General features: G+C 63.2%; 14 protein-coding genes and 1 pseudogene. 2 read left to right on the forward strand and 13 right to left on the reverse strand.

The window, feature by feature from the left end:
- Positions 1–120 precede the first annotated feature (120 nt).
- Genes ntrC through C0606_02875 form a run of 3 tightly spaced genes read right to left on the reverse strand, consistent with a single transcriptional unit; the run spans position 121 to position 3,746 of the window.
- Positions 121–1,563, reverse strand: a complete 1,443-nt coding sequence (ntrC, locus tag C0606_02865; GenBank protein ID PLX39472.1) for a nitrogen regulation protein NR(I) — start codon at positions 1,561–1,563, stop codon at positions 121–123.
- Positions 1,563–2,648 carry a two-component sensor histidine kinase gene (locus C0606_02870; GenBank protein ID PLX39677.1) on the reverse strand — a complete coding sequence of 362 codons (1,086 nt, stop codon included), beginning with the start codon at positions 2,646–2,648 and terminating at the stop codon, positions 1,563–1,565. The genes ntrC and C0606_02870 overlap by 1 nt, the downstream gene beginning before the upstream one ends.
- Before the next feature lie 57 nt (positions 2,649–2,705).
- Positions 2,706–3,746: a tRNA dihydrouridine synthase DusB gene (locus C0606_02875; GenBank protein ID PLX39473.1), complete on the reverse strand. Its 1,041-nt coding sequence runs from the start codon at positions 3,744–3,746 to the stop codon at positions 2,706–2,708.
- 126 nt (positions 3,747–3,872) lie between these two features.
- Here C0606_02875 and ispDF point away from each other — a divergent pair, with 126 nt between their 5' ends.
- A complete protein-coding gene (gene ispDF, locus C0606_02880) occupies positions 3,873–5,093 on the forward strand; it encodes a bifunctional 2-C-methyl-D-erythritol 4-phosphate cytidylyltransferase/2-C-methyl-D-erythritol 2,4-cyclodiphosphate synthase (protein ID PLX39474.1) in 1,221 nt (406 codons plus the stop codon).
- 11 nt (positions 5,094–5,104) lie between these two features.
- Positions 5,105–5,596 (forward strand): damage-inducible protein CinA, encoded by a 492-nt coding sequence (locus C0606_02885; protein PLX39678.1) that lies wholly within the window; start codon positions 5,105–5,107, stop codon positions 5,594–5,596.
- A 13-nt stretch (positions 5,597–5,609) separates the two neighbouring features.
- Here C0606_02885 and C0606_02890 read toward each other — a convergent pair whose 3' ends face one another.
- The 10 genes and pseudogenes from C0606_02890 to C0606_02935 all read right to left on the reverse strand — a co-directional run bounded on the left by C0606_02890 (position 5,610) and on the right by C0606_02935 (position 14,462).
- Complete coding sequence (locus tag C0606_02890; GenBank protein PLX39475.1) at positions 5,610–6,083, reverse strand: ubiquinone-binding protein; 474 nt, start codon at positions 6,081–6,083, stop codon at positions 5,610–5,612.
- Positions 6,084–6,097: 14 nt separating this feature from the next.
- Positions 6,098–7,066, reverse strand: coding sequence for a lipoyl synthase (lipA, locus tag C0606_02895; protein ID PLX39476.1), 969 nt, complete (start codon positions 7,064–7,066; stop codon positions 6,098–6,100).
- Positions 7,067–7,177: 111 nt separating this feature from the next.
- A complete protein-coding gene (locus C0606_02900) occupies positions 7,178–7,426 on the reverse strand; it encodes a GlsB/YeaQ/YmgE family stress response membrane protein (GenBank protein PLX39477.1) in 249 nt (82 codons plus the stop codon).
- Between the two features lie 119 nt (positions 7,427–7,545).
- A complete protein-coding gene (locus C0606_02905) occupies positions 7,546–8,004 on the reverse strand; it encodes a hypothetical protein (GenBank protein PLX39478.1) in 459 nt (152 codons plus the stop codon).
- Between the two features lie 94 nt (positions 8,005–8,098).
- Entirely contained in the window at positions 8,099–9,514 is a 1,416-nt protein-coding gene (gene lpdA / locus C0606_02910) for a dihydrolipoyl dehydrogenase (protein ID PLX39479.1), read from the reverse strand.
- Between the two features lie 86 nt (positions 9,515–9,600).
- Entirely contained in the window at positions 9,601–10,971 is a 1,371-nt protein-coding gene (locus C0606_02915) for a pyruvate dehydrogenase complex dihydrolipoamide acetyltransferase (protein ID PLX39480.1), read from the reverse strand.
- 3 nt (positions 10,972–10,974) lie between these two features.
- Positions 10,975–11,460 (reverse strand): hypothetical protein, encoded by a 486-nt coding sequence (locus C0606_02920; protein PLX39481.1) that lies wholly within the window; start codon positions 11,458–11,460, stop codon positions 10,975–10,977.
- A 14-nt stretch (positions 11,461–11,474) separates the two neighbouring features.
- Positions 11,475–12,878: pseudogene (locus tag C0606_02925) on the reverse strand (pyruvate dehydrogenase complex E1 component subunit beta).
- Positions 12,879–12,890: 12 nt separating this feature from the next.
- Positions 12,891–13,958 carry a pyruvate dehydrogenase (acetyl-transferring) E1 component subunit alpha gene (gene pdhA / locus C0606_02930; protein ID PLX39482.1) on the reverse strand — a complete coding sequence of 356 codons (1,068 nt, stop codon included), beginning with the start codon at positions 13,956–13,958 and terminating at the stop codon, positions 12,891–12,893.
- 180 nt (positions 13,959–14,138) lie between these two features.
- On the reverse strand, positions 14,139–14,462 hold the full coding sequence (locus tag C0606_02935) for a septum formation inhibitor (protein ID PLX39483.1): 324 nt from the start codon (positions 14,460–14,462) through the stop codon (positions 14,139–14,141).
- Positions 14,463–14,505 lie beyond the last annotated feature (43 nt).

A 14,505-nucleotide genomic window follows, 5' to 3' on the forward strand; every position in this document is an offset into this window, starting at 1 on the left:
GGCGCCGCGAATCCGAAGCGATGCGTAGCAATCTTACAACATTGTTGCGAAAATGAGACAGCCGAATTCCGACCTCACCGGACAAAAAGTCCAGCGGGGTCGCGTGGTACGAGTTAGTGGTCAGCGCATGCCGCGATAGACCTGGATATCGAGATCGCGGATCTTCTTGCGCAGCGTATTGCGGTTGACGCCCAGCAGTTCCGCCGCCCGGATCTGATTGCCGCGCGTCGCCGCAAGCGAAGCCGTGATCAGCGGGTATTCGACGTCGCGCAGGATCCGCTGCAACAGGCCCGGAGGCGGCAGATCATCGCCGAACTGATTGAAATACTTGGCGAGATACTGCTCCATGAAGCCCGGAAGGTTGTCCGCCTCGGCAACCGGCTCGCCGGCCGGCACCATGACGGGCCGCTCCAGTTCCTGGGCGATGTGGCTTGCCGTGATCGTGTCGTCGGGACAGAGCGCCGCGAGACGGCGCACGAGGTTTTCAAGTTCGCGAACGTTACCGGTCCAGCGATAGCGCTTCAGCATCTCGACGGCGGCCGGCTCCATCTGCTTGGCGCCGAGGCCTTCGCGTTCCGCCTGCGAGAAGAAATGGCGCACCAGATCCGGGATGTCATCGGCGCGTTCGCGCAACGGCGGAATCCGGATCGGCACCACGTTGAGGCGGAAGAACAGATCTTCGCGGAACAGGCCCTGATTGATCAGCACCCGCAGATCCTTGTTGGTCGCCGCGATGATCCGCACATCGGTCTTGATCGGCGTGCGCCCACCAACCGTGGTGTATTCGCCTTGCTGCAGCACGCGCAGAAGCCGCGTCTGTGCTTCCATCGGCATGTCGCCGATTTCATCGAGGAACAGCGTGCCGCCCTCGGCCTGCTCGAAGCGACCGGCTGAACGGTTCTGGGCGCCGGTAAACGCGCCCTTCTCGTGGCCGAACAGCTCGGACTCGATCAGATCGCGCGGGATCGCCGCCATGTTGATGGCAACGAACGGCCCGTTCCGCCGCTTGCCGTAGTCATGCAGCGCGCGCGCGACCAGCTCCTTGCCGGTGCCCGACTCGCCGTTGATCATCACCGTCAGGTCGGTCTGCATCAGCCGGGCGAGAACCCGGTAGATCTCCTGCATCGCCGGCGAACGCCCGACGAGCGGGATCGTATCGGCCCCTTCGCCGCCCTCATCGGCCTTGTGGGAGCGCTTCGGCTCGGCGAGCGCACGCCCGACGATCGCAATCAGCTCCTTCAGGTCGAACGGCTTCGGCAGATAATCGTAAGCGCCCTTTTCCGAAGCCCGAATGGCTGTGATGAAGGTGTTCTGCGCGCTCATGACGATGATCGGCAGGTCGGGTCGCAACCGCTTGATCCGCGGCAGCAGATCGAAGGCGTTTTCATCCGGCATCACCACATCGGTGATGACCAGATCGCCGTCGCCCTCGCTCACCCAACGCCATAGCGTCGCCGCGTTGGACGTCAGCCGGACTTCGTAGCCGGCGCGCGAAAGCGCCTGGTTGAGCACGGTGCGGATGGCGGTGTCGTCGTCGGCGACGAGAATTTTTCCAAGAGACATCAGCTTTCCTCCGCCACGGTGGGATCGTCGCCGGCCTCACCCGTATAGGCCGGCATGAGCACACGAAAGACCGTGCGGTTGGGTTGGGAGTCGCATTCGATGACGCCGCCATGGTCGTTGACGATCTTGGCGACGAGCGCGAGACCGAGGCCGGTCCCGTTGATCTTGGTGGTGACGAACGGATCGAACAAATGCGGGAGGATGTCCTCCGACACGCCGGGCCCGTTGTCGCGCACGCAGAATTCAAGCGGCAGGCTGACCTTGTCGCCGCCGCCCGGCACCGACAGGCGGATGCCGGGACGGAACGCAGTCGACAGGATGATCTCTCCGTCCGGCCTGTCGCCGATCGCCTCGACCGCGTTCTTCACAAGATTGAGGAACACCTGAATGATCTGGTCCTGATTGCACAAAACCTGCGGCAGCGAAGGGTCGTATTCCTCGACGAAACGGATATCGCGCCCGAAACCTGATTGGGCGATGCGCTTCACCCGGTTCAGAATGACGTGGATATTGGCCGGCATACGATCCGTCGGACGGTCATCGGAGAAGACCTCCATCCGGTTGACCAGTTCGACGATCCGGTCGGCCTCTTCCATGATCAGCCGGGTCAGTGCCCGATCGCTGTCATCCGCCGATTGTTCGAGCAACTGCGCGGCGCCGCGAATACCTGAAAGCGGGTTCTTGATCTCATGCGCCAGCATCGCGGCAAGACCGGTCACTGAACGCGCGGCATTTCGGTGCGTAAGTTGACGGTCGATCTTGTCGGCCATCGAGCGCTCTTGCAGCATGACGACGACCGCACCGGCTGGCGTCGGCATCGGCGCGGCATGAATGTCGACGACGCGTTCGCTGCCGATCCGCGGCGAGCCGATGTCGACCCGGTATTCGTTGACCGGTGTGCCGCGCCGGCGCACTTCCTCGACCAGCGCCAGAAGCGGGCTGCCGAACGGCACGAACTGCCGCAGGCCGTGCCGCGTGAGGAACGTCGAGCTGACCTGGAAGAAGTTCTCGCCGGCGCTGTTGCACGCCGCGACACCCATGTCGCCGACGATCAGGATCACCGGATGCGGCAGCGCGTCGAGCATTGCCTGCGCAATCTCTCCACACGGCTGGTTCTGTCCTTTGGCCATATCGCTTGCCATTCACGCGACCTTTCGTTCGCTCTCGAACCAACGGTCGAGATAATCGTGGACCCGTTCCGGGTCGGTTTCCGTCAGGATTGTCCGCCTGAGCGCCTTCGCGCCTGTGTCGTCGAGCGGCCAGCCATCCATGTACCAGCCAAGATGCTTGCGGGCGTTGCGGACGCCGAACGGCAGGCCGTAATGCGTGACAACCGCGTCGTAGTGTTCGTGAATGAGGTCCAGCAATTCCGCGCCCGTTGGTTCGGCCTTGCGTTCGCCGGTGGCGAGGTAGTGCGCCACATGCCCCGGAAACCAGGGGCGGCCATAGGCGCCTCGCCCAATCATGATTCCGGCGGCGCCCGAAGCGGCGAGCATCGCATCGGCCTCGTCGAACCCGGTGCAGTCGCCATTGGCAATGACAGGGATGGAAACGCTTTCGCGCACCGCGCCGATTGCGTCCCAATCGGCCTTCCCCTTGTAGAACTGGTTGCGGGTGCGCCCGTGCACGCTGATCATTTTGACGCCGGCGTCCTGCGCGCGGCGTGCCAGGTCCGCGGCGTTGAGGCAGCCTTCATCCCAACCGAGCCGCATCTTGACCGTCACCGGAACCGAAACGGCGCCAATCACCGCCTCGATCAGCTCCAGCGCCTGATCGAGATCGCGCATCAGCGCCGCGCCTGCATAGCCGGTGGTCACGCGCTTCGACGGACAGCCCATATTGATGTCGATGATGTCGGCGCCCGCGCCTTCGACGATACGGGCAGCTTCGGAAAGCCAGGGCGCTTCGCGGCCCGCAAGCTGCACCATGTGGGGAAAGATGCCCTCGCCCTCCATGCGCATCTGCGCTTCGGCCCGGCCGGTGACAAGCTCGCCGCTCGCGACCATCTCCGACACGACGGCACCCACGCCAAATCGCGCCGCGATGCGACGGAACGGCAGGTCCGTGATGCCGGCCATCGGCGCAAGGAAGACGGGGTTTGCGAGCGAGACGTCGCCGACGCGAAACCCTTCTGTGCAAGCTTGGGACACCGAATTGCCTACAGGATAAGCAGAGTCATTCATTGCGTAGATATTAGACAACTCGATGCCGCATCGCAACGCGAATAACGTCGTAGTGCACGAAAGCTCATCGCTTGGTTATCGCGGTCATCGTGTTACAAGAGGCCTGAAAACACGGTCATAGGCGATATGTCAGAAACGCACATCTTCCAACCCCTTGTCGCCGCAATAATTGTTGCCGGAGGCCGCGGATCGCGCGCCGCAGACCCGGCTGACGACCGCCCGAAGCAATACCGGACCCTGGCGGGAAAACCGGTTATTGCCCGGACATTGTGCAGCTTTCGTGACCATCCACGCGTCACGCGTATCGTGACCGTCATTCATCGCGACGATGCAGATGCATTCGCCGATGCGGTGTCGGCTATCGGCGGACCGCACGAGTCGGCCTTCGGCGGTGCGACCCGCCAGGCATCCGTACTTGCCGGTCTCGAAGCACTGGCCGGCGACCCGCCCGATATCGTGTTGATTCACGACGCCGCCCGCCCTTTCGTATCGGCACAGACAATCGACCGCGTGGTCGATGCGCTTGCCGAAGCCGATGGCGCGATCGCCGCCCTGCCCGTCGTCGACACGTTGAAGCGTCAATTGGACTGCGGCACCGAGATCACCGAGACCATTCCGCGCGCGGGGCTTTGGGGGGCGCAGACGCCGCAGGGCTTCGACTTCGCCAAGATCCTCACCGCACACCGGCGCGCCGCTACGGAGTCGGCGAATGAGTTCACCGATGATGCGGCCGTCGCCGAATGGGCCGGCCTGACCGTGCGCCTGGTCGAGGGCAACACCGAAAACACCAAGCTGACCACCGCCGAGGATTTGATGACCGCCGACACACGCCTGCGCCGGGAAGACTGGACGCGCCTTGCCGACATTCGTGTCGGCACCGGCTACGACGTACACGCCTTTGCCGACGGCGACGCCGTCACGCTCGGCGGCGTCGCGATACCGCATACGGCGAAACTCGCCGGCCACTCCGATGCCGATGTCGGCCTGCACGCGCTGACCGACGCTCTGTTTGGCGCACTCGGCGAAGGCGATATCGGCAGCCACTTCCCGCCGTCCGATCCGCAATGGAAAGGCGCGCCGTCCGATCTGTTCCTGAAGGAAGCGGTCGCCTCAGTGACACGGCGCGGCGGCATCGTTGCTCATCTCGATCTCACCCTGATCTGCGAGGCGCCGAAGATCGGTCCACACCGCGAGGAAATGCGCGCCCGCATCGCCGAGACTTGCGGCATCGCGGCCGACCGGGTTTCAGTCAAGGCAACGACGACGGAAAAGCTCGGCTTCACCGGCCGCCGTGAAGGCATTGCCGCGATGGCGAGTGCGACGGTACGCCTACCTCTGGAGGATTGACCGTGACCGATCTGACGCCTCTCCTGCCCCGCGCCGAAGCCCTGCTCACCCTGCTGCGCGGCAAGGGACTGATGGTCGCGACTGCGGAATCCTGCACCGGCGGCCTGATTGCCGGCACGCTCACCGCCATTGCCGGTTCGTCCGACGTCGTCGAACGCGGTTTCATCACCTATTCCAACGAAGCGAAGTCTGAATCCATCGGCGTTCCGGGTGAACTCGTCGAAACCCATGGCGCGGTGAGCGAACCCGTCGCCCGCGCGATGGCTGAAGGGGCGCTCGGCCATTCGCGCGCCCAGATCGCGGTGGCTGTCACCGGCGTTGCCGGCCCTGGCGGTGGCAGCGTGGAAAAGCCAGTCGGCCTCGTCCATCTGGCAGCAGCGCGCGAAGGCTTTCCGACCGTTCACCTCGAACGCCGCTACGGCGATCTCGGACGCACGGGCATCCGCCTCGCCACGGTCGAAGACGCGCTGGCGCTCATCGAGCGGATTGCATCCGAGGGATAAGCCGGTCGGGCCTTCAGCTCTTCACCAGCACGTCACCCTTGCCATAGATCTGGTCGGCACGTTTCTCGAAGGCCTCGGAGAATTTCCCGAACACCAGCCCGAACATCGTGCCCATCAGCGAGCCAAGCAGCCGCGAGCGAAACTCGTAATCGATGTAGAAATGAACGTCGCACGTCGCATCATCGACCGGGTCGAAACGCCAGCGATTGTCTAGATGGTGGAACGGGCCGTCGAGATAGGAGACATTGATTTCCATCTTCGGCCGGTCGAAATGCGCCCGGCTGGTGAAGGTTTCGCGCACCAGCTTGTAGGCGACCGTCATGTCGGCAACGATCATCTCGCTGCCGTCGCCGAGGTCCTTACGCCCGCGAACCGCTGTCGATTGGCAGAGCGGCACGAACTGCGGATACTGCTCCACGTCGGCGACCAGCGCGAACATATTTTCCGCGCTGTGCTGAACGCGATGCTTGGTCTCGAAGCGGGCCATGACGTACCTGGAGATTAAAAGCCTTTGGCCTTGGCGCGTGCATCGCGCAGCCGGCGGAAATCATCGCCCGCATGATGCGAAGACCGGGTCAGCGGGCTTGCCGACACCATCAGGAAGCCCTTGGAATAGGCCATCGACTCGTAGGCCTTGAACTCGTCAGGCGTGACGAAGAATTCGACCGGATGATGCTTGCGGGTCGGCTGCAGGTACTGGCCGATGGTGAGGAAGTCGACATCGGCGCTGCGCAGATCGTCCATGAGCTGGAGGATCTCGTTCCGCTCCTCGCCGAGCCCGACCATGATGCCCGACTTGGTGAACATCGTCGGATCGAGTTCCTTCACCCGCTGCAACAGCCGGATCGAATGGAAGTAACGCGCACCCGGGCGCACCGTCAGATAGTTCGACGGCACCGTCTCGAGATTGTGGTTAAAGACGTCGGGCTTTGCCGCGACGACGACTTCAAGCGCGCCATCCTTGCGCAGGAAGTCCGGCGTCAGAACCTCGATGGTCGTCTCGGGTGATGCGGTGCGGACCGCACCGATGACGGCGGCGAAATGCGCCGCGCCACCGTCGGCAAGGTCGTCGCGATCGACCGAGGTGATCACCACATGATCGAGCCCCATCTGCGCGACAGCAGCCGCGATGCGTTCCGGCTCGCCAGCGTCGAGCGGATCCGGCATGCCGGTGCGCACGTTGCAGAAGGCGCAGGCCCGCGTGCAGGTCTCGCCCATGATCATGAAAGACGCGTGCTTCTTCGACCAGCACTCTCCGATATTCGGGCAGCCGGCCTCTTCGCACACCGTCACGAGCCCGTTGTCGCGCACGATCGACGTCGTTTCACGAAACACCGGCGAGCCCGGCGCCTTGACGCGGATCCAGGCCGGTTTGCGCGCGACCGGCTTGTCCGGCTTATGCGCCTTTTCCGGATGACGCGGCCGTTCCGGCTTGTCGCGCTCACTCAGCGTGTCGATCAGAGTGACCATGTTTCGGGTCTCTTGTTGGCCGGCGGCGGACAGTCCCGCCACGCGGCTATTTAGACGATGATGCGGAGATTTCAAACCAACCCCGCAGCTGGCGCCAACGCGCTGCGAGCCTCAGGCGATAAAGCGCGCAATCAGCACGACGATGATCGCGCCGGCCGTCGAGATCAGGATCTGCTCAAGGATCACGCTGCCGAGATTGAGGCTGATATTGAACTGCTTGGCGAGAAAACCGCCGACGAACGAGCCAACGAGGCCCCAGATCAGATAGCGGATCAGACCGCCGCCACCGACGACGAAGCTTGCCAGCCAGCCGGCGACCACACCGATGACGATCCAGATAATGAGTGAACGACCATCCATGGCTTGTCCCTTTCGCTCGAAAACTTCGGCCCCGCGTCATCCTAGCCGAATTTGCGGCCAAGGTCAGGCAACCGGGTGCCGCACCGTGCGGACTTGGATCGCCATGCGCCGATCAGGTGTCAGTAGCTGCTGACCGTCTCGTCGAACCACCCCGGATCGACGAGATCGAGCGGTTTCAACTCCCAACCAACCGGGCCGACAATCGAGTGCGAGATGCCCGACAGCGTGCCCTCGGCGGTGATCTTCATCGTCGCGCGGCAGTTACACGCGATATCGAACAGCTTGAAGCTCGCCGGCCCCGATTGGCGAATATCGCGGCCGAGCGGCTGACCGGTATCTGCATCGAAGCTCCGGCTGCCGCGAATGGAGATCACGGTGCCCTTGCCGCGCAGCCGCCAGGTTCCGTCAATCGGCGATTGCGCCTCACCGGCAACCAAGATCAGACCTTCCGCCGGAAATGGCTCTGCCAATGCGGCCGGCGCGGTCGCAACCAGTCCCGAAAGTGCGAGGGCAACGACGACACCCGAACCGGCCGTTCGGACGGCCGGTCCTGCGAGATTTCCGAACCAATGAACCATTCTAGTTCCTCCGCTAAAACAAGCGAGAAGCCATCATCACATGCATGCTTCAGGCATTGTGTTGCGTTGGTTCGAACCCGTCGCCGAACCGCGCTCAGATATGGATGGCGCGCCCGTATGCGTCGAGAACGCTCTCATGCATCATTTCCGACAAAGTCGGATGCGGGAAGACCGTGTGCATCAATTCTTCTTCAGTGGTCTCGAGGTTCATCGCAACCGCGTAGCCCTGGATCAGCTCGGTCACTTCGGCGCCTATCATGTGCGCACCGAGAAGCTGGCCGGTCTTGGCATCGAACACGGTCTTGATCAGGCCATCCGGCTCGCCGAGCGCGATCGCCTTGCCATTGCCGACGAACGGGAAACGCCCGACGCGAACCTCATGGCCCGCCTCCTTCGCCTTTCCCTCCGTCAGACCGACGGAGGCGACCTGCGGCTGGCAATAGGTGCAGGCCGGGATTTTCAGCTTGTCCATCGGATGCGGCTTCAGACCGGCGATGGCCTCAACGCAGATGATGCCCTCATGCTCGCCCTTGTGCGCGAGCATCGGCGGGCCGGCGACGTCGCCGATGGCATAGACGCCCGGCACGTTCGAGCGGCCGTACTCGTCGATAACGACACAGCCGCGCTCGGTCTTCACGCCAAGCGCTTCAAGGCCGAGGTTCTCGACGTTGCCGACGACACCGACCGCCGAAATCACCCGGTCGACGGTCAGCTCCGTCGACTTGCCGGCCTTGTCGGTGAGCGTCGCCGTCACGCTGTCGGCCTTCCGGTCGAGCTTCTCGACCTTGGTTTCCAGATGGATCTTGAGACCGGCCTTTTCGAGGCCCTTCTTAGCGAGCGCCGAGATCTCCGCATCCTCGACCGGCAACACCCGGTCCATCACCTCGACGACCGTGACGTCGACGCCAAAGGCGTTGTAGAACGACGCAAACTCAATACCGATCGCGCCGGACCCGACGACCAGCATTGATTTCGGCAGAGCCTCCGGCACCATCGCCTCGAAATAGGTCCAGACCAGCTTGCCGTCCGGCTCCAGACCGGGCAGCGTGCGCGGGCGCGCACCGGTCGCCAGAATGATGTGCTTCGCCTGATAGGCTCCGCCGCCGAGCGCACCCTTCGGCGCGCCGTCCGCCGCCTCGACCGAGATCGCACCGGCTGCGGTCAGCTTCGCCCGGCCCCAGATCACGTCGACCTTGTTCTTCTTCAACAGGAAGCCGACGCCGGTGTTGAGCCGCGAAGAGACGCCGCGCGAACGCTTGACGATGGCCGCCAAATCGAACCCGGCGCCCTCGACCGACAGGCCATATTCCTTGGCGTGCTGCATATGCGTGTAGATCTCAGCGGACCGCAGCAGCGCCTTGGTCGGGATGCAGCCCCAGTTGAGGCAGATGCCGCCGAGGTGTTTCGCCTCGACGATCGCCGTCTTCAGCCCGAGCTGTGCGGCGCGGATCGCCGTGACATAACCGCCGGGGCCGGCGCCGATGACAATGACATCATAGGAAGTGGACATGGCTTTCCTCATTGTCCGGAAATTGTGCGCCTGTCACCGGCAAAGCCGGGCCGCGCAAAACATCAAACCGCGTAAGCCGGCGCTGCTCAGACCAGCATCGCCATCGGGTTTTCGATCAGCCGCTTGAAGGCGCCGATGAGTTCCGCGCCGAGCGCCCCGTCGACGGCGCGATGGTCGGTCGACAGCGTCACTGTCATGACGGTCGCAATCTTCAGCTCGCCATCCTTGACCACCGGCCGCTGCTCGCCCGTACCGACCGCGAGGATCGTCGCGTGCGGCGGGTTGATGACGGCGGAAAAGTCCTTGATGCCGAACATGCCGAGATTGGAAATCGCGGTGGAGCCGCCCTGATACTCTTCCGGCATCAGCTTGCGCTCGCGGGCGCGCTTGGCGAAGTCCTTCATCTCGTTGGCAATCGTCGACAACGTCTTCTTGTCGGCATCGCGAACCACCGGCGTGATCAGCCCGCCCGGAATGGCGACGGCAACGCCGACATCGGCACTCTTGTGCTTCAACATCGCCGTTTCGGTCCAGGTCGCGTTGGCATCCGGCACCGCCTTCAGCGCGAGCGCCTGCGCCTTGATGATCATGTCGTTGACCGAGACCTTGTAGGCCGGCTTGCCATCCTTGTCTGTCGGCGCGGCGGCGTTGATCTGCTGGCGCAGGGCAAGCAGCGCATCGAGATCGCAATCGACGGTCAGATAGAAATGCGGAATGGTCGATTTCGATTCCGTCAGACGCCGCGCGATGACCTTGCGCATGGAATCATGCGTCACTTCCTCGAACGAGCCTTCAGCGAATATCTGCCGGATCGCGGCATCAGACATCGAGGGTTGCGGCGCCGCTTTCGGTGCGGCCGCCGGCGCGGGCGCAGCAGCCGGTGCTGCCGCAGAAACCTTCGGCTTCGTATCCGGATGGCCGGCGAACTCGCCAACGGCGTCGACATCGCGCTTGACGATACGCCCCTTCGGACCGCTGCCGGTGAGGCGAGAAATGTCGATACCCTTGTCCTTGGCGATGCGGCGGGCAAGCGGCGAGGCAAACACCCGGTCGCCCTGCGCACCCTTGCCGTTGACATCGGCCGGGTTGCCCGTCACCGGGCTCGGGCCGACGGAGCCGGTATCGGGTTCGACGCCCAGGTCGCCTTCCTTCTTTGCAGCAGCAGGAGCCGGCTTCGGCGCGCTGCCGGCACCTTCCAGCGCCAAGGCATCCTCGCCCTCTTCCAGCAGCAGCGCGATCACCTGATTGACGGGAACATCGGTGCTGCCCTCGGCAACGACGAGCTTGCCGACAGTTCCTTCATCGACCGCCTCGACTTCCATCGTCGCCTTGTCGGTCTCGATCTCGGCGATCACGTCGCCAGACGACACCGTATCGCCCTCCTTCACCAGCCATTTGGCCAGATTGCCGGACTCCATGGTCGGCGACAGGGCGGGCATCAGAATTTCGATGGGCATGTCTCAACTCCCGTCAGTATCTTGGGCGCCTGCCCGCGCTTCGGCATAGGCACGCAAATTTCGCAAATGCTGCGTCCATCCGGCAGTGTGGGCGCGCATCAATCTTTTCTGCTCGTCGCCCGCTCTGTCCCATCCCGAATGGACGAGGTGAATGCGGGTACCGCTTGTTTCCGCGGCAAGGCTGATATTCAGAACCGTCTCGAAGCCCCAGTTCGGCTCCGCCCACGTCGCGATCAGTTGCCGGGGCGGATCGAACGAGAGCATCTCGCCGGTGACCTGTTGTTCTGTCCCGTCGCGATCCGTCCAACGCTCTTCGAGCGCGCCGCCCTTGGCATGCTCGAATTGCAGATGCTCCAGACCCCATTCCGCCCGATGTGCGCCGTCGACCAGGCAGTCCCAGACGATTTCGGCTGACGCGTCGCACTCGGCTTCGAGCCGGATATAGCCGGCATAGGAAAGATCGCCGATGCCGCGCTTGCTATCCTGCATCGCCGCCGCCCGCGTCAGCGGTAGGTGACCGCTTTGACCGCCTCGATCACCTCGGCGACGGACGGCTTGGCCAACACTTCGAGATTGGCGGCGTAAGGCATCGGCACGTCCTTGCCGGTCACACGAAGCACCGGCGCGTCGAGCCAGTCAAAGGCATCGCTCTGCACCCTGAAGGCGATCTCCGAGGACACCGAAGCAACCGGCCAGCCCTCTTCGACGGTGACGCAGCGGCCGGTCTTGCGGACCGAGGCGAGCACCGTGTCGATATCGAGCGGGCGCAGCGTGCGCATGTCGATGACTTCCGCTGAGATGCCCTTGCCGGCGAGTTCCTCCGCGGCCTTCACCGCATAGGTCATGCCGATGCCCCACGAGACGATGGTGACGTCGGTGCCTGCGCGCACGATCTTCGCCTTGCCGATCGGCAGCACGAAATCGTCCATCACCGGCACGTCGAACGCCTGCCCGTAAAGGATCTCGTTTTCAAGAAAGACGACCGGGTTCGGATCGCGGATCGCGGCCTTCAAGAGACCCTTGGCGTCCGCAGCCGACCACGGCTGGATCACCTTCAGGCCCGGGATCTACGCGTACCACGCCGCATAGTCCTGGCTGTGCTGGGCCGCCACGCGGGCCGCCGCGCCATTTGCGCCACGGAACACAATCGAATTGTGGATCTGGCCGCCCGACATATAGAGCGTCTTCGCCGCCGAATTGATGATCTGATCGATCGCCTGCATGGCGAAGTTGAAGGTCATGAACTCGACGATGGGTTTGAGCCCGGCAAGAGCCGCGCCGACGCCAAGGCCGGTGAAGCCGTGTTCGGTGATCGGCGTATCGACCACGCGGTCGGCGCCGAATTCCTGCAACAGGCCCTGGGTCACCTTGTAGGCGCCCTGATACTCGGCGACTTCCTCGCCCATGACGAAGACATCGCCGTCGCGGCGCATCTCTTCGGCCATGGCATCGCGCAGCGCCTCGCGAACGGTCGTGCGCGCCATTTCCGTGCCGGCCGGAACTTCCGGATCGTCGGCGATATCGGTCGCGGGCTTGGCCGGAACCGATGGCGCCACAGCCGCCGCAGGTTCTTCCGCCGGAGCGGGTTCAGCTGCAGGTGCTGCCTCAGGGGTCGGAGCCGGTGCGGGAGCCGATGCCGCGGCATCGAGTGCATCGGCACTTTCGCCTTCGCCAAGAAGCAGCGCGATCGGCGTATTGACCTTGACGCCTTCGGTGCCGGCATCGACCAGAATGCGCCCGATGGTGCCCTCGTCGACGGCTTCGATTTCCATCGTCGCCTTGTCGGTTTCGATTTCGGCGATCACATCGCCGGCGGTCACCGCGTCGCCCTCGGCCTTCAGCCATTTGGCGAGCGTGCCCTCTTCCATGGTCGGCGAGAGGGCGGGCATGAGAATTTCAATCGGCATCGCTCACCCTCCTCAGCGCGTGATATCGGTCCAGAGCTCCGACGGATCGGGCTCCGGGTCGGTCTGCGCGAACTCGGCGGCTTCCGCCACGATTGCCCGCACTTCCTTGTCGATGTCCTTCAGGCTCGCCTCATCGGCAAAGCCGCTGTCGAGAAGCCGCGCGCGGACCTGCTCGATCGGGTCCTGCTCGGTGCGCATCTTCTGCACCTCTTCCTTCGAGCGGTATTTCGCCGGGTCCGACATTGAATGGCCGCGATAGCGATAGGTCAGCATCTCAAGGATGTAAGGCCCGTTGCCCTCGCGGCACCAGGCAACCGCCTTGTCGCCGGCGGCCTTCACCGCGCGCACATCCATGCCGTCAACCTGCTCGCCGGGGATCAAGAACGAAACGCCGCGCTGCGAAAAGTCGGTCTGCGCCGAGGAGCGATGGACCGACGTCCCCATCGCGTATTTGTTGTTCTCGATGATGTAGATGACCGGCAGCTTCCACAGGGCCGCCATGTTGAAGCTTTCGTAGACCTGGCCCTGATTGGCCGCACCGTCGCCGAAATAGGCAAGAGCGACGTGCTGGTTCTTCCGGTAGCGGTTGGCAAAGGCGAGCCCGGTACCGAGCGAGACCTGCGCGCCGACGATACCGTGACCGCCGTAGAAGTTCTTCTCGGCGGAGAACATGTGCATAGAGCCACCCTTGCCGCGCGAATAACCACCACGCCGGCCGGTCAATTCCGCCATCACGCCTTTCGGGTCCATGCCGCAAACGAGCATATGGCCGTGATCGCGATAACCGGTGATCACCTGATCACCCTCGCCAATCGCCATCTGCATGCCGACGACGACCGCTTCCTGGCCGATATAGAGGTGACAGAAACCGCCGATGAGGCCCATGCCATACATCTGGCCGGCCTTTTCCTCGAAACGCCGGATCATCAGCATTTCGCGATAGGCCGCGAGTTCCTCATCCTGAGAGAAGGTTGCCGGTTTGGTCACCTTCGGTGCCGGCTCCGATTTCCGCGTGCTTCTGGAGCGCGTGGTCGATTTGGTTGCCGGTTTAGCGCCGGATTTGCCCTTCGGTGTGGCCATGCGTCTTTCGCCTCCGTTCCGCCGAACTGACGCGAAAGATACAACAGGAATCCGGAACCACAAAGATCAAACGGGCTTACACAAAGATGTGATAATTATAATAACATACTGATTTTACATTATATTTCTAACTTAACTGAATTACGATTAATCAAAAATTCAACTGAATTCAGATTAAACTCAACGTTGGCCGGCAGGCATATAGAGGACCAGATCACCCGGCTTTGTGTAGCTGAGATTGGCCCGCGCCAGCTCGTCCAGCATGTCGGCGTCGAGGCTTTCCGGGCGCAACATAGAGACCCGGGAAGAAAGCGCCGCACGTTCACCGGCCAGCCGGTCAAGCTCGCCCTGGAGCGCAGCCTTCTCTCCTTCCAGCCGCGCCTGCGCCAGAAGTCCGTATTCACCGTGGAACGCGTGGTAGGCGAAATAGCCCAAAAAGGCGGCGGTCACCGTCGGCATGATCAGTCGGCGGGCAAAGGTTTTCCGGCGCTGTCTGGTAGCCATTGTCTTACGCGATACTCGTACACAGGGCGGGACTGAAACGACG

The sequence above is a fragment of the Hyphomicrobiales bacterium genome, assembly GCA_002869065.1.
In the GTDB taxonomy this organism is placed as follows: domain Bacteria; phylum Pseudomonadota; class Alphaproteobacteria; order Rhizobiales; family Rhodobiaceae; genus Rhodobium.